This is a genomic window from Paenibacillus arenosi (assembly GCF_014841135.1).
GTDB lineage: Bacteria > Bacillota > Bacilli > Paenibacillales > Paenibacillaceae > Paenibacillus_B > Paenibacillus_B arenosi.
The window spans coordinates 291950-314571 of record NZ_JACYTN010000002.1; the positions used below are offsets into that span (position 1 = coordinate 291950).

The 22622-nt window shown below is 43.2% G+C and carries 15 protein-coding genes; 1 reads left to right on the top strand and 14 read right to left on the bottom strand.

The features are described 5' to 3' along the window. The first annotated feature begins 90 nt into the window (after positions 1–90). Entirely contained in the window at positions 91–2397 is a 2307-nt protein-coding gene (locus IFO66_RS04405) for a S8 family serine peptidase (protein WP_192023961.1), read from the top strand. Positions 2398–2519: 122 nt separating this feature from the next. Here the strand turns inward: IFO66_RS04405 and IFO66_RS04410 are convergent, their stop codons facing one another. The 14 genes from IFO66_RS04410 to IFO66_RS04475 form a co-directional block, all read right to left on the bottom strand. Next, complete coding sequence (locus tag IFO66_RS04410; RefSeq protein WP_192023962.1) at positions 2520–4385, bottom strand: ABC transporter ATP-binding protein; 1866 nt, start codon at positions 4383–4385, stop codon at positions 2520–2522. Then, positions 4382–6154, bottom strand: a complete 1773-nt coding sequence (locus IFO66_RS04415; protein WP_192023963.1) for an ABC transporter ATP-binding protein — start codon at positions 6152–6154, stop codon at positions 4382–4384. Before IFO66_RS04415 ends, IFO66_RS04410 begins: the two co-directional genes overlap by 4 nt. Before the next feature lie 273 nt (positions 6155–6427). Next, positions 6428–10216 (bottom strand): dynamin family protein, encoded by a 3789-nt coding sequence (locus IFO66_RS04420; RefSeq protein ID WP_192023964.1) that lies wholly within the window; start codon positions 10214–10216, stop codon positions 6428–6430. Positions 10217–10333: 117 nt separating this feature from the next. Beyond that, on the bottom strand, positions 10334–10606 hold the full coding sequence (locus IFO66_RS04425; protein ID WP_192023965.1) for an NAD/NADP transhydrogenase alpha subunit: 273 nt from the start codon (positions 10604–10606) through the stop codon (positions 10334–10336). Positions 10607–10653: 47 nt separating this feature from the next. Then, positions 10654–11304 carry an endonuclease III gene (gene nth, locus IFO66_RS04430; RefSeq protein ID WP_028593595.1) on the bottom strand — a complete coding sequence of 217 codons (651 nt, stop codon included), beginning with the start codon at positions 11302–11304 and terminating at the stop codon, positions 10654–10656. Positions 11305–11443: 139 nt separating this feature from the next. After that, positions 11444–14191 carry an S-layer homology domain-containing protein gene (locus tag IFO66_RS04435; RefSeq protein ID WP_192023966.1) on the bottom strand — a complete coding sequence of 916 codons (2748 nt, stop codon included), beginning with the start codon at positions 14189–14191 and terminating at the stop codon, positions 11444–11446. A 129-nt stretch (positions 14192–14320) separates the two neighbouring features. Continuing rightward, a complete protein-coding gene (locus IFO66_RS04440) occupies positions 14321–14908 on the bottom strand; it encodes a GerMN domain-containing protein (protein ID WP_192023967.1) in 588 nt (195 codons plus the stop codon). A 73-nt stretch (positions 14909–14981) separates the two neighbouring features. Continuing rightward, positions 14982–16493, bottom strand: coding sequence for an N-acetylmuramoyl-L-alanine amidase family protein (locus tag IFO66_RS04445; protein WP_192024264.1), 1512 nt, complete (start codon positions 16491–16493; stop codon positions 14982–14984). A 110-nt stretch (positions 16494–16603) separates the two neighbouring features. Next, positions 16604–17233 (bottom strand): ATP-binding cassette domain-containing protein, encoded by a 630-nt coding sequence (locus IFO66_RS04450; protein WP_192023968.1) that lies wholly within the window; start codon positions 17231–17233, stop codon positions 16604–16606. Further along, positions 17230–18114 carry a hypothetical protein gene (locus tag IFO66_RS04455; RefSeq protein ID WP_192023969.1) on the bottom strand — a complete coding sequence of 295 codons (885 nt, stop codon included), beginning with the start codon at positions 18112–18114 and terminating at the stop codon, positions 17230–17232. The genes IFO66_RS04450 and IFO66_RS04455 overlap by 4 nt, the downstream gene beginning before the upstream one ends. After that, the gene (locus tag IFO66_RS04460; RefSeq protein ID WP_337912568.1) at positions 18104–18757 is read right to left on the bottom strand and encodes an RNA polymerase sigma factor; all 654 of its coding nucleotides are present in this window, start codon (positions 18755–18757) and stop codon (positions 18104–18106) included. The genes IFO66_RS04455 and IFO66_RS04460 overlap by 11 nt, the downstream gene beginning before the upstream one ends. Positions 18758–18788: 31 nt before the next feature. Next, a complete protein-coding gene (locus IFO66_RS04465) occupies positions 18789–19508 on the bottom strand; it encodes a hypothetical protein (protein ID WP_192023970.1) in 720 nt (239 codons plus the stop codon). Then, positions 19501–21666, bottom strand: coding sequence for an ABC transporter permease (locus IFO66_RS04470; protein ID WP_192023971.1), 2166 nt, complete (start codon positions 21664–21666; stop codon positions 19501–19503). The genes IFO66_RS04465 and IFO66_RS04470 overlap by 8 nt, the downstream gene beginning before the upstream one ends. Further along, entirely contained in the window at positions 21666–22535 is an 870-nt protein-coding gene (locus tag IFO66_RS04475; RefSeq protein ID WP_192023972.1) for an ATP-binding cassette domain-containing protein, read from the bottom strand. The genes IFO66_RS04470 and IFO66_RS04475 overlap by 1 nt, the downstream gene beginning before the upstream one ends. Positions 22536–22622 lie beyond the last annotated feature (87 nt).

The window sequence follows — 22622 nt, forward strand, 5'->3', positions numbered from 1 at the left end:
CACTCCGATTGCATGCATTCCCTTTCATGCCCACTGAAAGCCTCGATCCTTAATAACTAATCTAGAACAAACAACTAGGAGGCCTAATTTATGAATCAAAAGAACGACAAATGGTATTTGAAATTACTCAGTCTTAGCTTATGCATTGGAATTCTACTCCCCTCACCCCGTCTAGATGCATTTGAACACCCGCCAATCCCGCTGACCAATCCATTACTAATACCAAAAAGTTATGTAACGAACTACGACAAAACAAGCAGTACGCCAATTACCGTACTTGTTGAATTACATAGTGATCCATTGAAAGTGCACAACCTCAAAGCCAGAAATGGACTTGTCGCACGTTCGCAAATGCAAACGTATAAGCAGCAAATTAACAGCGAACAAGCTGATTTCAAACAATCCCTGCTGCAAAGCTCGCAAGCACAAATTAATCATCAGTATGTACAAGTGTTTAATGGCGTATCGATTCAACTTCCACAACATGAGGTGGATCAATTATTGCAGCTGCCTCATGTGAAAGCTATTTATCCCAATCAAGTCTTTCACGAAGCGCCTTTAACCTACGCCGATGCAGAAGCTAGCTTGCAGCATACTACTTCGAATACAACGATTAGCCTTGATATTATCGGGGTGTCAGCACTTTGGAATCTAGGTTTCAAAGGAAAAGGAATACGAGTTGGTGTTATTGATTCTGGCGTCGATTATCGCCATCCAAGCTTGGCCAAGGCCTATCGAGGAGGTTACGACTTCGTAGATAACGATAACGATCCGATGGAGACACAACCTAAACCTGACCTCACAGCTGAGGAAAATGCTAAATATGCGACGGTGCATGGGACATTTGTAGCTGGTGTATTGGTAGGCCGTGGTAATCCTAGTACCCCAACTGATCCGTACGGCTCAGTTCGTGGCGTCGCACCTGAAGCGGAACTTTACGCTTATCGCGTACTTGGCCCGTATAAAAAAGGTACAACCGAACACATCGTAGCTGCGATTGAACAAGCAGTACAAGACGATATGGATATCATTAATCTATCATTAAGCGGTGAGAGCAATTCACAGTACACAGCGGACACAGTGGCTTTAAATAACGCTGCCATGTCAGGAATTATAGCTGTAACCTCAAATGGCAATCGAGGGCCTAGTGAATATAGCGTCACCCACCCTACTGGTGCACATCAGGCCATTGCTGTTGGAGCTTCCACGAGTACAAATATCAATCAGCAGCAAATTGCACCATTTAGCTCACGTGGGCCATCTTTGCCAGACTACGAGATTAAACCCGATCTTGTAGCTCCTGGTACAAAGATTCGTTCTACGGTCCCTTCATGGGATGGTGATTACTCCAATGCCTATAAAGAAACAAATGGTACGAGTATGGCTGCTCCGCATGTCGCTGGTACCGCCGCGTTACTTTTGAACAAAGCAGAAATGGAAGGTAGTTATTTTGAACCAGGAGAAATCAAATCAATACTTATGAACAATGCAGTACCACTTACAGATGCAGCTGGCAAAACACACAAGATCCACGACCAAGGAGCAGGTCGATTGTCCATCCCAACGATACTGGAAGCTGAAGCAATTGCACTCATACAAGCTACGACCAATGTTACGAATAACGCTCAACCGGATGACTATTACACAGGCAGCCTTTCTTTTGGACAAGTTATGCCTGGTGCTAACATTCAGCGTGAACTGATACTTAAAGATATCGTAGATAAAGACCAAATGTATAACATATCTATCCAGTTCGATGGGCCCAACCATAAAATAACCAACATAGCCGATCAACATTACAGAGAGGCTTCTAAACAGCAGACAAATCAATCAGCTGGCACCATTTCAGTTAATGGTGCAACTTACGATACCCTCGTCCCACTGCGCGCTGGAGAACAAGCTGACATTTCTATTCAATTACAAGTACCCTCAAATGGAACGGAGGGAAGTAGCTTTGGACACATTATTCTAACGGAAGTAACAAGTGGGCACACCTTACGAGTCCCTTTCAGTGTATTTATTGGAGAGGAATATACATTGCCACCCATATTTTCTCTGAAAATGACACCTAATGTATGGAGCACGAATCAGCAGACAGCGAATATTGAGTATAGTGTGCGCGAATCTATCCAACATTTGAAATTAAGTGTTCAACATGCAGTGTACGGTGACATGGGAACTATCCAAGAGCGAGCAGGAATTACGAAGCGTGGGCACTACGAAGTACGTAATTGGAACGGAACGGTCATAAAAAATAACAACAAGGTTCATTTACCAGATGGAGAGTATACAATAATCCCTACTATAGGGACATCACAGACACCCATTACACCTACAGCAATTTCATTTACGATAAACCGAGGCATGATCGCAATCACACCAAAGTCCACAGCATAGTTCGATGTAATTAATACCTGTACGTAAAAGAAGCTGCCCCTCACCGACTTGGTGTAGGACAGCTTCTTATTGGTTAGAAGATAGAATCATGCAATAGTAGTACACACACTAGACTCACTTGATCACATGTACTTGAATTGGGCAGCTACCAAACCATAATAAGTTCCTTGTTTATCCATCAATTGATCATGCGAGCCTTGTTCTTGAATAACACCTTGATTCAGTACAATAATGCGGTCACAATCTCGAATGGTTGATAATCGATGCGCAATGATAAAGGAAGTACGCCCTTTAAGCAATGTCTTCAACGCATGTTGAATTTTAATTTCCGTATCGGTATCAATACTTGCTGTCGCCTCATCCAAAATAAGAATTCTCGGATCTGCAAGCAGTGCTCTAGCGAATGACAACAACTGCCGCTGTCCCATAGAAAGGGCACTTCCCCGCTCTTGCACCTCTGTATCATAACCCATTGGCAATTTCTCAATAAACTCATGTGCATGAACAGACCTTGCAGCTGCTTCCACTTCCTCATCTGTTGCATCTAATCGACCGAAGCGGATGTTATCACGAATAGTACCCGAAAATATGAACGTATCTTGCATAACGATACCAATTTGCGTCCGCAAGCTGTTCAATTGTACTTCACGTATATCGTGACCATCTACAAGCACACGTCCCTCTGTCGGATCGTAGAAACGACTAATCAAACTAATAATCGTCGTTTTACCTGATCCTGTATGACCAACCAGTGCAATGGACTGCCCTGCCTCCACATCGAAGGAGATATTTCGAATTGCAGGACGACCAGCTTCATATTCGAACACAACGTTGTCGAGCTGAATATCTCCTTTTACAACTGGGAGCTGCTTTGATTCTTTATTCTCATCCACATTTGGCTTCTCGTCCATAAACTCAAATATGCGCTCTGAAGAAGCCATAGCAATTAACATTTGGGAATACATCGTGCCGAGACGATTAATTGGCTCCCAGAAGTTCCCTACATATTGCGCGAATGCGAACAATATTCCAACCGTGATAGCTCCAACTTGAATCAAGTGCGACCCATACCAGAATAAGATAAATCCACCAATTGCGCTCGTAACCTCGATAATCGGGCTGAACGTTTGATTCATCATAGAAGCACGGTCAAAGGAAGCTTTATTGATACGGTTCATTTTATCAAAAAACTTCATGTTCTCTTGTTCTTGCGCATAAGCTTGTGTTACTCGCATCCCTTGAATCGCTTCATTTAAATGAGAATTAATGCGAGATTGCTTAATGCGAACATCTTGCCAAGCCATGCGAATATGACGGCGCAATCGTGTAGAAACAACGAACATAATCGGCACAGTAATCATAACCGCGATCGCTAGTTTAACATTTAAAAACATTAATATAATGACGATCCCCGCCAATTGGAGCAAATCAACGAGAACGTTTATAGCCCCATTGGTAAATAAATCTTGCAAGGAGTTCACATCATTCGTAATACGTACAAGGACGGAACCTGCAGGACGCTTATCATAGAAACGGAAAGACAGCGTCTGTATATGCTTGAACAAATCAGCACGTAAATCATAAATAATGCGTTGACCAATCATACTCATAAACTTAATGCGATATGTATTTGCAGCCCATTGAACAATGTACAAGCCAAGTACGGTACCAGCCACGATATACAGCATTCTAAGAGACGGATCCATGCCATTTGACGGAGCAATAGCTGAATCAATCGCATAACTAATGAGAAACGGAATGGACAGCTTTGTCAGTGTATCTACGATAATAAGTACAATTAGTGCAGGAAGTAGCTGACGCTTGTACGGTCGCATATAAGCGAACAGCCTGCGCATTTGAGCCCAGTTGAACGGCTTCTCAATAAGTTCATCATCTGGATATACAAATCGCGAAGGATTTTTCTGGGCTTCACGTGCAATCGCTTCTGACTCATGCTGCGAAGTAGATGCAGCTGTTGTGGTCCTCATGAGCTCACCTCACTATAAACCCCTTGTTTGGCAAGGTTCAAATAATCTGCATATTGAATTTGGTACGTATCTTTATACATGCCTGGCTGTTGAATAAGTTCCTCATGCGTTCCACGCTGAACAATCTTTCCTTTATCTAATATGAGAATCTCATCGGCATGTCGCAAAGAAGAAATACGATGGGCAATAATAAATACAGTACGCCCTTTCATCACTTCTTGGAACCCGGCTTGAATCGAATGCTCTGTTTCCATATCTACAGCACTTGTGGCATCATCCAGCACTAATACTTTAGGGTCACACAACAATGCACGCGCTATCGCAATACGCTGCTTTTGACCACCTGACAACCCAAGTCCGCGTTCCCCTACTAACGTATCATAGCCTAATGGAAGCTCCATAATAAAATCATGCGCTTGGGCCAACTTCGCAACGCGAATAATTTCATCCATGCTCACATCATTACGGCCGTATGCGATGTTGTTTCGTATCGTTGATGAGAACAAGAACGTCTCTTGAAATACGATAGCGATCTGACTGCGCAAACTCGTAATTTCAATATCCTTGATGTTTCTCCCATCCAGCGTTACAGCTCCTTCATTCACATCATAAGCTCGCATAAGCAGCTGAATAATGGTAGACTTACCAGCCCCCGTGCCTCCCATCAAGCCAATTACTTTACCCGGGGTAGCATCAAAGTCAATCTGGCTCACTGCCACTGCATCTTCTTCATAGTTGAAAGAAACATCACGGAACTGGACATGACCTTGAACCTTATTATCATCTAACACATAAGGAGAATCACTATTCTTGATGTCGATATGTGAATCTAACAATTCCAAAATACGCTCACCAGAGGATTTTGCTTGTGTATAGTTGTTAATATGAAACCCAATCCCCCACATCGGACCAATGATATACCATATCATACTGAAAAATGCGACTAGTTCCCCGAGCGACAACTGTTTCTTGATTACCATCGTGCCACCTACAGTAAGCAGCAGAACCACACATAATAAAGATAGAAGCTCCATGACCGGAAAATATCCGCCCCACAAGTTGGCTGCGCGAAGCTGATTGTTTTTGTAAGCCTCATTGCGGCTTGAGAATTTATCCACTTCGTGTTTTTCGCGCGCGAATGATTTTACCGTACGCATACCAGTTATGTTTTCCTGAGCAGCTGTATTTAGTTCACTGAATGTTTGCCGCATCTCTTGGAAGGCAGGATGTATGGCCGCTTGGAATTTGGACACCGTGAACACGAGTATCGGCATTGTCACCATCGTAATTAGCGTAAGCTTCCAATTGAGCGACAGCATCATTGCTGATCCTAATACGACCATTAAGAACAAATTCAATAATTGCGCAAAGCCGAATCCAATAAACAATCGTATTCCTTCCAGATCAGCTGTAAGCCTCGACATCAAATCACCGGTACGTGCTTTGTCATAGTATCGATAAGATAACGTTTGCAGCTTGTCGTAAGAAGCATTTCGCATCTCATAGGCAACATGATTGGCTACTCTTCCTCCTAGGAATCCGTGCAGGAACTGCATCGAACCTTTCAACAACACGACGAGAACTACAGCTCCCGCCAGCCAAGGTACCCAATGAAACTGTTCTTTGCCAATGACATCATCAATAAGGATGCGCAGCAAGTTAGGATAAACAAGACCAAGCGCTGTTGCTACAACTAAGCATAACAATGAGCCCAGCATCATTTTCCTTTGTGACCAATAGTACGGACGTAATTGACCAAAAATATTCATGGCAACCTCCCTCCTCCTACTCTCTATGTTATGTATTATCGGAGTTTAACACCAGCTTGTAGCAACATCAAAACGCGCATTATCTCATATTCAAGCGGAATATGCGAAATTGAGAGATTTTGCATATATATACCCATATATTTCTTTTAATTCATTGTATTTTCTCAGATAATATCCATATTCCTTCGTTATGCACAAACTGCCCCGATAGATCGGGGCAGCAACTCACGCCATTCATATCAAATAAATATAAGAATGACAAAAAAGATATTTTTATAAGCTTATTTCTCGCTGGAGATTCACTTGCTGGATTGCATCTTGAAGCACTTCAATCGAGATTGTATCAGACGTAACCGATCTCAGTCGATTAACATGCGCAAGCCATACTTCACGCGCTTCATTTTCTAGTTGACTCATTTCATTGTGGAAGCAAGTCGTTATATGTGAAATGAGCATCTGCTGCATGTTGTGCACCTCGATCTTCATTGCCTCCGTACACATCACTTCCAAATGCTGCTTCAAGCTATCACGCCCGCCTGCTTCAAAGAAATGCTTCGCGTTCTTATACCATTTACGCAGCTCTTTGACTTCCATCTGGAGTTGAGGGAGCTTTGCTTCCACATGAGGTGTAGCCCAAGATTCCAATGACGGCCACTCGTAAACATAACCTTCGAACCTAGCCATCATAAAGGAAGAAGTATCTCCCATATGCTGAACGATAAGCCGCTTCGCATGCTGTTCTAGGCGTAGGCTGGTAGCCAATACTTCATTTGTCAGCTCTACTTCCAGATGCCGTCTCCAATCTTGGAATGCAAGTCGCAATGCTAGATCAAGGTCAGATTGATCAGCCCGCAACGATGCCGGATTGAACGCATAGGCAAATCCATCATTAAAACGATATTGGATACGCTGACGAACGTGATACAATAATTCTTCACATTCTTGAGTCATTGCACGGCTCTCATCTGTTTGGGCAAGCTTGCTCAATTGATGTTCAACCTCAGACCAAGATTGATCAAGTTGTTGCTGCTGCTGTTCACGATCCGCAGCATTAGATAATATCGCCCGCTCTAATGCTTGCAGTTGCCCATGTGCACGCTGGATGTCAGCATAAGCTCGCTCCATACTCATTGCAGCGAGTTCATTCACAGCGAATGACATAAACCGTTCTTCAAACGCTTCAAAACCAGCAGCACGGATCTGCGCTTTATCATCTGCCAACTTACCCTCTAACGCACGCAAACTGGACACCGCATTCAATCTCGGGGAACGAATACCAAACTCCAGTAACCTACCTTCAACATAGCTCATAACACTTTCTAACTCGTCCTTACTTGCAGCGAGATCTGCTGCATTGACGATAAAGAACATCTTATCCATCTCGAATGCATCTTTCACTCGACCAAGCTGAGTGAGGAACTGTCGATCTGCTTGAGAGAAAGCATGGTTATAATACGTTACAAATAAAATCATATCTGCATTTTTGATATACTCAAAAGCTACTCCGGTATGCCTTGCATTAATAGAATCCGCACCAGGCGTATCTACGAATACAAAGCCTTGTCGTGTCCATTCACAGTCATACATGTATTCAATATGTTCAACAAAAGCAGAACGAGATTCATCTGCTACATAGGAACGATATTCCGCTTCCTCAACAAGTATTTCTTTACCTATATGTTCTTTGACATGAGCATAGCCTGTCGATATCGCTTGAATAAAGCTATAATGCGGGCGTCCAGAAGGATGCAGCTTATCAGGATTCCAACGCGATAATGAAGCTAGCGCTTCTTCTAACGAGTAACGAACTGCGTTAGCATCGCCCATTTGTACCAAAGCATAGCGCATATCTTCTAATAGTCGCTGCTCGCTCTTTAATCGAATCAAGGCAGTACCATGAGGCCGTTCTGCCGTTGGTGCCGTGATCGTATTAATGGCAGCTGTCGTTGGATTAGGAGAAACAGGCAGCGCATTCGCACCAATTAGCGCGTTAGCAAACGATGATTTCCCCGCACTAAATGCGCCAAACAACGCAACAGTAAAACGGTTATTTGCGAGCCGCTCTGCCTTGTTACGATAGTCAGCAGCAAGCGCATTCATCGAGTCGATACGCTCCAATTGCTGTGAAGTTGAGCGCAGCGCTTCTACGGCAGCAGCAATGCCGCTCCGTACATTAGCTGGTTCCAGTACTGAGGCTGTGGTATCTACTTGCCCTTCTGTGCCTTTAGACAGCGCTTCAACCCCCGTGCTAACAGAAGTAATATACATTTCATCTGCATTTGCTCGCTGCTCTAACGCATGTTCTACACTATGCTCAATATACTGCTCATTAAGCTCATTCCGCCTACTGGCTTGCTCTCTAACCGAATGAATAACGTGCTGAAGTGACTGCAAATCATCTTTTCCATTCCTATCGTTACGGTCAACATTCAGCTGTGATTGCAATTGACTCACTGTTTGCTTAACTTCGTTTAGACGCGCTTCCAATTGATGCAATGCAGCTAGCTGCTGTTTTAACTGTTCGAATTGATTTTCTTGCTGATGAATGAATTCCGCATCTCTTGTGCTCATTTGTTCAAATAATTTATCAGAGCCTGCGAGCACCGTGCGCCGCACTGCTGCCTTCATTTCTTCAGCACGGGATTGACAATAATTCATCGTGTACTCGCCGCTGCCTGCTGAGGACTCCTGTACATGCTGCTTCAGCATATCACTTGTAAAATACGGCAGCTCATCCTCCAGCGCTTGTACCGATTGTCGATCATCAGCACCAGCTGTACGAGCAAGCGCACGATACATAGAAAGCAAATGTGCATACACATGGGCACGTAATTCTTCATTCCATTTTGCGGTGAGCTGGTCTAGTCGACGTTCGCGTTCCGCCTCTGTTTTTCCTGACGTAAAGAGGAGTCCGACTTTGAAACCAGGTTTGCGACTGTCCAAATATTGCTGTGCTGCATCACGAAGCACGGCAGGTGTTAAGTTCGCGTCGCGTAGGAGCCGCATCAGCGCTTGCATCCACTCATTTTGCTGATTCGTGATCTGACCACGCAACAGCTCCAATTGAGATGCTGCAGCGTCATACTCCCCTTGCAGCGCCTGTACCGCTTCCTTGCCGCCGACTTGCTCTTCCCATTGCTCACGTTCTTCTGCTATCGGCTCAGTAGCCCAAGCCTCATATTCTTTCACAATCTCCTGCGAAGCTCTGATCGCTCCAACTTGCACAAATGGTGCTCTATGTTCTACCAACAAACGGAGTGCCGTTTGCGCAGCCATCCACTCATTGCATGGATGCTCAGGCTGGCGCATCGATACGTAATAAATAGCTGCTGGCGCAATATTCCACGCTTCCAAAGCAGCCTCAACGCTATCACGATAACTTTGAAACGACAATTCTTGTTCACGATGTTTATCAATTTGGTTCACAATCCAAATGAGTGGCTTGCCTGCGTCAGCAACCTTTTTAGCAAAAGTAAAATTCAGCTCAGACTGCACATGATTATAGTCCGTTACATAAACGACAACGTCAGCCAGATGCAGCGCTGATTCGGTTGCAGCTCGGTGAGCATCGTCCGTAGAGTCAACACCTGGTGTATCAAGCAACACAGCTCCATCCCGAAGCCATTCTACCTCTTCAAACAGAACGATTCGCTCAATCTGCTCTCCATCGCGGCAAGCGGCTTGCAGCTCAGACAAAGGAATTTGCTCAGCAGTAGTTCCACCTGTAGAATTATGACGATATATTTCAGCACGACTTGTTCCATACCGGACTTCAACAATATTGGCACTAGTTGGTATCGGACTAGATGGAAGCAATGCTCGACCGCTTAACCGGTTGATGACGGTGGACTTACCTGCAGAAAAGTGCCCACACATCGCAATGTATAAAGATTGCTCACGCCATTTAACGGCTACTTCTTTCATTTTCGTTGATGCGCCAGCATTTCCAGCAGTCTCTAATCGAGCAGCTAAAGCCTCCAATTGTTTATCGAAGCTTATTGAATCTGTACCTGAATGTGTTACGGATTGAAGCGTTTCTGAGATGCGATCCCTATTATGCACAATACCCATTCCCCCATCTATAAGCTCCACGCCTTTTAGCAAGACATGGTAAATCGATTTTTTGCATGAAAAAACCGAGAATGCTCGGCTTCCTCATTTTGCCTACAAACTCGGTTATTAGTGTACCATATTTTGTTCTTCAGGGAGAAGAATTTCAAACTGCTTGGCATGCTGTAGAATAATAATGCCTTGATTCTTGTCGCGCATAACAACAACATTATTTTTCTGCTTCATCCGATCCACATATTGTTCAGGCACACTGCCTGCTCCATACACCGTTACGCCGTCCACTTCGATTTCCTCATCGTCTTGGACAGGTTGTTCCAGCAACTTCAAGTATATATCTGAGAATTGTTCGAAGCTATCCGTATATACTGAGATGCACTTCATTTCGATCGCCACCTATCCGTGTAAATAGTATATTATCCATTCTTCCTTCATTTAGCTGCTTTCATACGCCTTTTGCCAAATTTACATATCTCTAGCAACGGACAAACTTCGCAGCGCGGGGACTGAGCTTTGCAGTGATATCTTCCAAAAAAAATAAGTCTATGATGCGTATCCGTCCATTCCTGCTTCGGGATTTTGCGCATAAGTTTCTTTTCAACTTCCAACACACTATCTTCATCATTAGCAAGGCCTAAGCGCTTAGATACACGCTCAACATGTGTGTCAACTGCAATCGCAGGCACACCGAAAGCATTTGAGACTACGACATTCGCAGTCTTACGCCCTACTCCTGGCAATGTTGTTAATTGTTCGTGCTGACGCGGAACTTCACCATCATAACTCTCTAGTAATATATGGGACAGTTTCTGAATGTTCTTCGCTTTATTTCGAAATAGTCCAATTCGTCGAATATCCTGTTCCAATTCATCTAGAGGCACTGCAATATAGTCTTCTGGTCGCTTGTATTTGCGGAACAAATCAGCCGTGACCTTGTTGACCATCTCATCGGTACATTGCGCAGATAGCAAAACCGCAATCGTCAACTCAAATGGATTGGAATGATGTAATTCACAATGCGCATCTGGGAACATCTCCCCAAGCGTATCCAATATGCGGCGCACACGTGCGCTTGTTGCCATTTAAATCCCTCTCTTCTTTTCTTACCCAAGAATATATTATACCATGCTACAAGCTATTATGGCTAGTAAATGTCGTATAACGTCAATAAAAATTCAAAAGAGCTTGGTCTATAATGACCAAGCTCTTTCATCCGTTAAACTAGTGTTTCTCCACTTCAACGACTTTGCCATTCATTAGATAAACCGTAATACTATCACCGTTTTTGAAGGAAGACCAATTGAGCGTCTGACCTTTACTATGAACAAGCGCTTCTGGCAATACGATGAGGCGAGGCTGCGAGCCACTCACACTAGTACGTTGTACGAACAATTCCTTCGTATTCGCATCATATTTCCAGAAGTTATGCTTCTCACCAGCCATTACTTTCAATACGGTTGCATTGTTTGCATCTTTACGAATTTCTATACGCTCTCCTACTTGCAGCGCTGCTGCACTATTCGAAGTTGTACCATTTGCTGCAATAACGGTCACACCATTATTAATCGGATGCGTAGACGTCTGACCTTTGTAATCTTTAATTGTAACGATACCTGCGCTTGCGTCAACCGCTTCAATACGTCCCGTATTTACTGCTACTTTGCGCAATTCTACTAAGCTGCGTCCATTGAACACCGCATTGACAACGTCATCTGTGCGCAAGTCAGATACGGAAAGCTTTTCATTGTTAAATCCGTACACAGGAACCGACAATACAGAATGATCCTCAACTTGGCGACTTGTATCCCTAAGTGTCACGCGCCCGTTGGACGAATTCACTCCTGCAATTTCAAACTGTTTGTTTGTGCGCACAGACATAGACATCGCACTTGCCTGATCTTGGGACAAGACCACTGTCACTTCATTGCCAGGTTTGACGTCAGCAAGTGTCGCACTGCTTTTCCCGTATACATCAACAACGAAGAAGTTAGTTGAGTAAGGAAGCGTAATGATTTGCTCATTTGCAAGCTTTAACGTAATCGTACGGGAAGAGGTGCTGACATTGACAATCGTACCTTCGTATTTATGTGCAAATGACACAAGAAGTACTTTGTCCCCAGTAAACTGAATGTTTACTTTGCGTTTGCCATTCAGCATCGGGATAACAGCAGCGCCGATAATGCTATTGCCATCCAACTCATATTTCGTATCGTCCGTTAAATAGAAGCTCTTAACACCGATATTATCAGCGATGACCGTCAACAATTTTTTCTCTGCATTATAGTATTCGACTTGAGCACCAATAAGTGTCTCTACTTTTCGGCTAAGTACTTCAATGCGTGTAACCTTATCTTCTCCATCGATCGTTAACTTGACACGGTCTCCGTATTCTCCAGCAAGCAAGTTATCCACACTAGTATGTTTCATACCATTAATGACAACTTCAACATTTCGAGCAATCATTTTCGCTTCCAGTCGGTTGTCGTCTTTCAAAATGGTGATACTCGTCTTAGCAGGTCCCAACGCTTGAATCTTACCGTCAATCGTATAGGAAGGAGAGCTGTTTAACGTAATTCCAGTAATGACACTATTTTTAACTGTAAACGTAATCGGATCGTTTACTTTCAAATCTTCAAACTTAAATAGCTGATTCGCATAACTAACGACAGCCTGCTCATCTACTCGGAACGTCTCGCTTGCACCATTATCAAGTTTAACCGTCACATTGCGAGTCGTTTTGTTAATTTCAGTAATAGTACCTTTGCCAGACTTATTGACAGGGCCTGACTTGACCTGAATTTCAAGCACGCGGCGATCTTCCGAGAATGTCTCACGCATAATCGTCAATTCCGAATCCGCTGTTAGCTTGTCTACTGTAATTGTATTTCCGCTTGCATCTTTCAAGATTGTATTTTGCTCATACTTCACTTGTTGCAAGTCTTCGCTGCCCGCTACTTTGAGATAGAGCTTGTTCTCAGATGGAACTACATATTTCAACGTAGCTTGTACATTCTCCACTTGAGGTGCTGCATCTATCAATTCTACATAAGCCGCATTGTTAGCTTCTCCTATAACACGTACTTTTGTATAAGCAGGAATATCTTTAGGAGCAATAGGCTTAGCATTACTGTAATATACTGTTTTCGCATCTACACGATAGTTAACCCATTGGTTGTCCTGATTAAACAAACGAATCGAGTTATCCGAAATGCCACCAGAAATGCCATGGTACTCATTCGCGTATTGTATATCAAGCACACTCTCGCCACGGCTGAAGAATGAAGCGATTTGAGCCCGAGTTACTGTTTCTTTCGGTAGGAAGCGGTTTTTGTCCATGCCTGTCGCAAGCTTTAAATGTGTAGCCACATTCACATAACCCAGCGCATGAGCAGAAATATTATCGTTGTCTGCAAATGTCGTTGCTTGTTTCATTGCTTCTTGTGCATCAGAATCTTTTCCCATAGCTCGAACAAGAATTTTAGTTACCCATTCACGCGTAGCTTTCTGCTCACCCCAGGTTCCTTTTGCTTTAGGGTCAAGCGCTGCTACTTCCTCGGTCTTATTGATCAATCCCTTCTGGATTGCCAATGCTGCATATGGCTTGAAATGATTACCCACTTTAATACCTTCAGGCAACACAACCTCATCAGCATTTGGAAGCTCACTCTTCACATTCATATATTGAAGTGCGATCGTAATTGCTTCTTGTTGCGTAACAGGATCATCAGGACGGAACTTTCCATTATACCCTTTCAAAATACCAAGTGCTGCTAGTTTATGTATATGAGCTTCGCCCCAATGTCCAGATTTCAGATCTGAAAACATAGGACTGAATCCCGTCGTATTTGCTTTAGTTGCAGTTGAGGTAGCCTCAGCAGCCAATGCCGCAGGAACCGTTGACATCGTTAACGATAAAGCCAGTATCGCACTTGTAGCAATACGGATTGGCTTACGAGTTTGATTTACCATGACGCATCTCCTTAATATCCCAATTATCATCTGTTCTTTCAAATATGTACCTATTCGACAACAACAGGGGCATCTCCTGCCCCTGTTGTCGATTGTCATACATATTTAACTATCCGTTAAACATCATTACTATGGTCGCTTGATAGGATGTTCCAATGTCACATGCCCCATCAAACTCTCCGTTGCTTGGCCATCTATTAAAATATCAATGGCTTTCACATCTTCAAATTGGAACAACGTTTGTGTCAGTGCATTAAGCGCGAATTGCTCTCCGCCAGAACCAAGGTTTGCTCCTTCAGGAATGTGAATATCGATTGTCAGCGTACCATTATCGAACTTGTGAGACTTAAACTGAATTTGTTCCCACAATGCGTACGTATTAGGCACGTCCGTCTTTTGCAATGCCGCAAGCACAGCATCGAATCTTTCCTTGTCAGTCGTATAAGTGAACGTTTTATCGTATGATTTCAGTTCCATCAATTGATCGTCAGAAATATACACTTTAATCGTCTGTTCTTTTTTCTCTGGTTTTGGTGTTTCTTCTGGTTTCTGCTCAGGCTGCCCAGGAGTCTGCTCACCAGTTGTTGGTGCAGGATTCTGACCGGTCGTCGTTGGCGGTTCTACCGGAGCAGGTGAAGTAGACTTATCGCCGCATGCAGATACGATACTCATGGCGAGCACAAGCGTCGCTAGAATCATCCAGTTCCTACGTTTCATGTAACATGACCTCCCTTATATACCATATTAAACGATCTAACATATGTTCAGGTTGCAAAATTATTAAGATGAATTATTTTACATTCAGGTAATCTTTAATTCCGTTAACAATTTGTCCTGCCACTTTGTTCTGGAATTCCGCGCTGAACATCTTTTGCTCATCGCTTACATTTGTTAGGAAACCAAGTTCCAATAATACAGCAGGCATCTTCGTATTTCGAATAACGTGGAAATTCCCTTTCTTCACGCCTCGATCACGCATATCCGTTCCCTTCATAATGTACTTATGCAGCACATCAGCCAGTGCTTTGCTGTCTTGGCGATAATAATACGTCTCGACACCATTTACACTTGGAACAGCAATACTGTTGCCATGGACTGAAATGAACAAATCAGCATTCAGGTCATTTGCAATCTTAACACGATCCTTAAGCTCTAGGAACCTATCATCTTCACGTGTCATTACCACATGGAATCGACTGTCCTTACGAAGAATCTCTGCTGTCTTCTTCGCCATTTGCAAGTTAAAATCCTTCTCGTAACGTTTCTTGACACTCACAGCACCCGAATCATGCGCACCGTGTCCTGCATCAAGTACGACTACATATTTGCCGTCAGGACGTGATGGTTTCGAAGGATCAACTGGCGGTTTGACAGTACCTCCATCGCCACCGTTTGAGCCATTGCCGTTATTAGAACCACCGTTGTTATTACCTTGTCCTGTACCCTGTTCAACAGTTATCGATACCAATCCTTCAGTGGATGTACTCACACGATAACTGAGAGCTTGCGTCCCATCAATAACAAAACGCACCGTGTTCGGAGAATTACTAAAGAGCGAGTATCGAATTTGCTTCACGTCTGGATAATCAGTAACCGCGAATGTGCCTTGGCCCATATGCTCCTCGAACCCAAACCGCTCTCTAAACTGTGCTGAAAAGTTTGTTTTAGGAAAGTCTATAACGATGCGCTCTGGATTACTCATCGTCATAATCTTAGGTGTAACTTCTCGATCCAGAGCAACATGTAACGTGTTCTCATAGAAATTCATATCAATGACTTCAGTATCATCAGTAGATGGCTTACCGTTCGTATTTCCGTCTTCGCCTGGACTTATAGGCGGCTCAGGTACTTCATTTCCACTTCCATCAGGTGTGAACAAATAGACAGACTTCGTTGCATGATCCCAATCTACTACTAATCCGAATGTTTCACCAATAAATCGAAGAGGAACTAGGGTTGTCCCATTTACAACCTTAGGAGCTACAGCAAGGTCAATCACTTGACCATTTACATATCCCTTCTTATGACCTACTTCCAATGTAATATCTTTGTAGTTGTCAGAGATACGTACCTTCTGCTCCTTACCACCTTCCCATTTGACACGGTAACCCAATTCTTCTGATACAATTCGAATAGGTACCATTACCACGCCTTGAGTGATTTGAATCGATTCCGTCGTATGTAAGGAACTCCCATTCAAATACAAACTCGGTGCTGCTTGTGCTTGAGTCCAGCTAGGAAAGACTAAACATATGACCATAACTAAGAACAAACTTACACATAACTTTCTTTCTCGCTGCATCTTCACCTCTACATCCTTTCATGTTGTTCTGTCTCTTTGAACTTATGAGAACAATTTCAATGATACAGACGTAAGATTAGACGTGAAATAATGCAAAAAGTTGCGAGATTTTAATAAGTGGTATTATCATACAACTTACCAGATTCCATTGTTAAATGCTGGTTTGTGATCCAAGCGTTAGGATCATCATCTGCAATAATCATCGTATTTCTACGTGCATATAGTGCAAACAACGTTCTCAAACGCTCCGCCTCAAATGGATCGACATGTTTCAATGGTTCATCCATAACCATAATAGAAGGCGCACCTAAAAAAGCCTGCGCCAAAATAATCCGCCGCTGTATGCCTACGGATAAGCTATTCATTCTACGCCTTCTTATATCAACTAAACGGAATAATGTAAGCACAGATTCGATAGATTGTGTAGATAGGTTCCCCTTAAGCCCTGCCATATAACGAAGCAACTGCTCCGTTGTCATCTCTTCATATGCAATTACCTCACTAGGTACATAGCCAATTTGGCTCCGCAGTACACCAAGATGCTGCTTATACGGGATACCATTCCATAATAACTCTCCCTCATCAGGATCAGATGCACTGGCGACTAGCTCCAGGAAAGTTGATTTCCCAGAGCCGCTAGCTCCACTAATTACACATAATCCTTGCCTAATGTGTAATTCGCCAATCTCAAGATGAAAGTCTTTGCTTATTTTCTTTTTCAACCCACGAACCGTAATCATAATGAAGTCACCTTTCGACCATATCCGCCTGTACGAATAATTTTCGCGACGCTGCCAACTGCTAGTATAATGCCAATCGTAAGTGCTATCCCATTTTGCAAGAGATGCAAGGTAGTATTCACCTTCATAATTGATAGTTCATTCATAAGCATATACAGTAACCAAGCACTGCCCGACCAACGATAAGCAGACTGCATCCCTTTTCGATATTGAATCGCGATGAGCATACCCATAACAAGTGTTGCAGGAGCGAGCCAGTTCAGTATGAACAGCATTAACGATAATTGCTCACCTGACAAATAAGCTGACAAAGATCCCCCGAGCCCAAGCACAAGACTGATAGCATACATTAGAAACAATCGAACCATAAATTGCAGCTGTGGTGGATATGGCGTTACCATTTCCAGCTTTCGCATCCCGTCGTTTGAAGATCGAAATGAATATAATAGCCCTGCTCCCATATAAGCAGGGATTGTCCACGGAAACAACTCCCATAGCCAACTCGCTCTTATTTCATTACTACCAGCTACGAATAGTAACAAGATAAACATTGCGGCAGTCGCGATAAAAAATTTGGTGTGATAGACATAGCATTGTAAACGCAACAAGTGTAATAATGATAATCGTTTGGTCGTTGTGGGCTGCAAATTTGCAAATAGGTCATCATTATTGTTTGCTGACAAAATAACGTCTTCCGAATCACGCTGTAAAGCCATTTTAAAATGAGGTCGCAATGCGGCAATGAGACGATCCGTCTCTTCCTGCTTAGGGGGAGACGCTACATAGGATTGTAAAAATGGAGTAAGTTCCTGCTCTAGTTGCTTTTCAATCACTGTATTCGTATTCTTCGCATTTTCATTCGTGCCATGATTATTTTCCATTACGACTCCCCTCCTTTTGATTTCTCTTGTAAGAAAGTGACGAGACAGCGTATTCCATAGGCATTACTTCCTTTAGTACACTCTGTTTATTTTCAATTAACTTCTTCTTCAAACTCCGTAGGGCACCATATAAGTGAGATTTGACTGCACTGAGCCCCAACTCCATCGTAATCGCAATTTCCTCAAGCTTAAAATCATGATAGAACCTTAATATGACAACTTGACGTTGAAGCGGTGTTAACTGATCAAGCACAGCAATCAACTCTTTACGCGTTTCTTGCCGCTCAACTAGTTGTACGATGGTAGATGAAGCCGCTTGCTCTCTACCTAGAAGCTCATGCTCCACCTCATCCATACAATCAACTATTGTCACCTGATTGACCTCAGCACGACGGAAGAAATCTCGACATAAATTGCCTGCTACCCGATATAACCAAGGCTTTACTAACGCAGGCAGCCTTTCTTGCTGCAACTGCTTAATGAGTCGCAAAAATGTCTCTTGTGCAATATCTTCCGCCCGCTTACGGTCATGCAGCATTCGTTCCGCATAGATAACGATCGGAGCATGATAGCGACGGACAATCGCCTCAAATGCCGCTTCATCCCCATCCGCCATTGCTTCTATCAACTGCTCATCAGTCACTCCCACTCCCCCTAACTCTATTATTTAATGGTTAGCCCTGATCCTCACCGACGGAGTTGCACCACCGCTCTCTTCTCTCGAAGAGCCAGATCGCTACTGCAAATAACAAGATCGCACTCACTAAATAAACGATTCGATTAGCAACTCCATGCACGTCCAGATTCCATGTGTAAATAAATGTACTCCACTCTCCAAGTATGCTTCCAGTTGACAGCACTTCCATCATCCACCAAAAAAATGCCGCCAACCAGCCGATATACGCCTGTCTTGTCCATGCCATAAAAAATAATAAAAGGGAAAGATAAAATATAATTGTTGACCAAGCAGTCCACACGACTGCCCACCAGGATGCTGGTCCATAAACAAACCCACTTTCCAATCCTTGGTAGTATCGAATAAAGACTGCATCATATTTAATCACATAAATCGAATACCAAATCGTCTGATAGCACAACACACCAGCAAGCACGAGTACTATTTTTCTTAAATAAATGCGCCCAATTGACACAGGCCACACTGCCCGTATTTCCAACATGGGCAGTGTCGACTCTTTGTACGTCATTACAATGAATACAGCTATAGCAAACGGAACTGCTCCAACTTCATGCATATAGAATGTCATTGGTGGATTATGCTCGATATCGCGCAGCAGTAGCAATACAGTTATCAATCCTATCTCTGAAATAAGCAGCAACGACCACCAAGACAACAGCTGTTTGAGCTCATACATCCAATTCGATTTATTACTCATGGCCCATTACCTTCGTCCATTTTTCGTGAAACGATTGCTCCGTAATAACTGGATATAACCCTTCTGGCACTGGAAGTTCTTTGTTATAAAAATCATCTACAGCATGAATATCGATATAAAGTCGATTATTCGTCTCATAATAATAACGCAGCAGTTTCTTTAGCTGCTCTGACTTCCCTTCCATATAGGCCGTCGTAAACTTTTTAACTGTATGATGTCGCTCTCTCATCGGGAATTTCATCTGTGAGTCTACTTCCATTCGGTACATCTCCAGCAGCATAAGGCGGAGCTCCATGACGAGTGATTCTGATAAATCCACCTTGTAATAAGACATCGATTTGCTCGGCTCTCCAAACAAAATACCCTCTAACACAAGTGGCAACTGATAATCGTCCAAATTGCCATGCTTGGACTGACGTATGTAATAGGAATTACCTACTACCTCTCCCGTATAAGAAGCAGATGCTAGATCTTCTTGCTGCATGTATATAATTTGCTCGATATGCTCGTAGACAGGAAGCCACTGACGATAGTACGCCAACGCCTTTCCTAGTCGACTGGCAAACCTTTCAGCCTCTTGTTTGTTACTAGGCGTTGTAAGTAAAGTTACCTCACTTTGAGGAATATTTACTTCTAGAAATGGTCCGCTCCATAGGTCAATGCCTCTAGCATTCATACTTTCATATTGGCGAACTTGAATATCATTGTTACTATTCTGTTGAGAGGAAGGCAACTCAGAAATATTCGTGTATACAAATTCATCAAATCCTACGAGTGTAAGCCTCATATGATGTCTTGCCGAGCTACGATCGCTTGAAGAACGTTGAAGAGACCCATCACTCCCATACAAACTAGATTGATTTATCAGAGGATACCATGCAACTTTATGCTTAAAATTCATCCCGTCTTTCACAGCCGAGTGCGATATGACTTCATTTCCTTCGCTATAGGATCGGACAACCCCCTCAATCATGTAATGGAACGAGATCGTCGCTTGCTCCCCTTTTTTCCATACACCTTCACTATTGGTAACGAGTATAAATTGGCCCGTACGCTCAAAATTCACAGACTTCCCGTTTACCTTGACATCCTCTACATAAAAAGGAACATCGAGCGTAAAGGGAATAACAGAATGACCTTCTTTCGCAAACGTCCCTGTCAAACTCGCATCAAGCTTCAACGCACGGTCATTTTGTCTCGTAACCTGCACATTTGTTTCTTCAAGTTTCATCATTTGCTCTGGATAGAAATCATTCACTTGTTCAAATATACGTGCCGATTGTGCAAACTTTTCACTCCAAGCCAGTCGTTCCCCCCACATCATCCCATAAGGAACAGCACTGAGTAACAAAAGCGCAACACTTCCAACGAATGCCATTTTCCAAATTTTCACGGTTCGACCTGGCTGTTGACTTTGCAGCAGCACGATCCCACACACGCTCAGCGTAACGATAAAGGCAGTGGCAAATAGTCCATATCGAAGCGTTTCATCCATTAACCAAGGTGTTGCCCATAACTCATGATAGTGAAATCCACCAGATAAAAATTGAGTAAGGTGAAATAACTTCAAGGGATTTAGCTGCAATATTTCAACGAGCACGATATCATTAAAATAAGTCCCGAACATCCAACCACATAGCCCGATAAAATAGACGATACGATTGCGAATCCATGCAGCCAATGCCATACCAATCGTTAATGAAAGTGCATAAGACAGTACATACAGCGGTATAAACAGTGTCAAAGTGCGCCATAACGCATCCGCTGGAACTTCCTTTGCGAGTGAAAGAAATACATATACCCCAAACGGAAATAAAATAAATAATGTCATATAGATCATGCCAACTAACCATTTTGCACTCCATATTCCTATGCGGGATATAGGCAATGCACTCATCCATTCATAGGAAGGTTGAATCATATCTCTACGAATAAGTAGAATACCTAATATCACAGAAATACTTAAAGTTAGGACATGCTGGAGTTTGTTATAGTCATCTAAATAGTAATACAAGTCCTCTGATACAGGGTGCGTACCCACGGAAAGAGTCTGATACATCCACACACCAAAAATTACAGGTATAAGCAGCCATAAGGGTCTATCCAACATTACTTTACACTCATATTGAAACTGCCTAATCCACATCTTCCACCACATTACTTCGCACCTCCAAGAAGCGCCAAGTATCCATCCTCTAGGGAAGGGGTAACAGCAATAGCCTCTACATACGCAGGTTTCTTAACACTTACGATGCGGCACAATACCCCTCGGTCCAATCGCTTCGCAGAGACTAATTCGTCTGGCTGAATATGAACGAATTGCTCATCGGAGACCTTTACTTGCCATACCTTACCTTCTGCATGTGCAGCAAGCCCATCAGGATGACCGACATATTGCAGTTCACCTTGATTCAACACAGCTAACTGATCACAACTTGTCTCGATATCCGCAACGATATGGGTTGATAGTAGAACGATGCGATTGCTACTGAAGCGGTTCAGCAAATTGCGGAATCGTACCCTTTCCTCTGGATCTAGCCCCGCTGTCGGCTCATCAACGATCAGTACGCTTGGATCACCAATCATAGCCTGAGCGATGCCTAGACGTTGGCGCATACCACCAGAATAAGTTTTGACCTTGTCCTTTGACTTCGCTGTCAAATTTACTTCCTCCAACATCTCCTCTACCATCCGCTTACGCGCCGCTGTATGACTGATTCCTTTCATTAACGCCACATAGTCAAGAAACTCTCTTCCTGTCATGAGCGGCTGGGCCTGAAATGTTTGTGGTAAATAGCCAATCACCCCACGAATCCGATGAGCATCGTTTTCCATGGTCATACCATTCACGCAAATAGTGCCTGTGGTCGGCTTCTGAAGAGTTGCAAGCATGCGCAGCAGCGTTGATTTGCCCGCTCCATTTGGCCCTAATAAACCGAACATTCCATTTTCTATCGTTATATTTATATTAGATACAACAGCTATATTCCCCTTATACTGCTTCGTAACACCTTTCAATTCGATCACGTTATAGTCCTCGTTTCATCATGCGTATTTACCGGTATACCACTATAACGACCATCCTCTTAAAATAGTTAGGTGGTTTGCAATTTT

What these genes read in the sequence shown, in the direction of transcription:
- IFO66_RS04405 (WP_192023961.1), top strand. Translation starts at nt 91, where the DNA reads ATGAATCAAAAGAACGACAAATGGTATTTGAAATTACTCAGTCTTAGC.
- IFO66_RS04410 (WP_192023962.1), bottom strand. Translation starts at nt 4,385, where the DNA reads ATGAGGACCACAACAGCTGCATCTACTTCGCAGCATGAGTCAGAAGCG.
- IFO66_RS04415 (WP_192023963.1), bottom strand. Translation starts at nt 6,154, where the DNA reads ATGAATATTTTTGGTCAATTACGTCCGTACTATTGGTCACAAAGGAAA.
- IFO66_RS04425 (WP_192023965.1), bottom strand. Translation starts at nt 10,606, where the DNA reads ATGAAGTGCATCTCAGTATATACGGATAGCTTCGAACAATTCTCAGAT.
- nth (WP_028593595.1), bottom strand. Translation starts at nt 11,304, where the DNA reads ATGGCAACAAGCGCACGTGTGCGCCGCATATTGGATACGCTTGGGGAG.
- IFO66_RS04435 (WP_192023966.1), bottom strand. Translation starts at nt 14,191, where the DNA reads ATGGTAAATCAAACTCGTAAGCCAATCCGTATTGCTACAAGTGCGATA.
- IFO66_RS04440 (WP_192023967.1), bottom strand. Translation starts at nt 14,908, where the DNA reads ATGAAACGTAGGAACTGGATGATTCTAGCGACGCTTGTGCTCGCCATG.
- IFO66_RS04445 (WP_192024264.1), bottom strand. Translation starts at nt 16,493, where the DNA reads ATGCAGCGAGAAAGAAAGTTATGTGTAAGTTTGTTCTTAGTTATGGTC.
- IFO66_RS04450 (WP_192023968.1), bottom strand. Translation starts at nt 17,233, where the DNA reads ATGATTACGGTTCGTGGGTTGAAAAAGAAAATAAGCAAAGACTTTCAT.
- IFO66_RS04455 (WP_192023969.1), bottom strand. Translation starts at nt 18,114, where the DNA reads ATGGAAAATAATCATGGCACGAATGAAAATGCGAAGAATACGAATACA.
- IFO66_RS04465 (WP_192023970.1), bottom strand. Translation starts at nt 19,508, where the DNA reads ATGAGTAATAAATCGAATTGGATGTATGAGCTCAAACAGCTGTTGTCT.
- IFO66_RS04470 (WP_192023971.1), bottom strand. Translation starts at nt 21,666, where the DNA reads ATGTGGTGGAAGATGTGGATTAGGCAGTTTCAATATGAGTGTAAAGTA.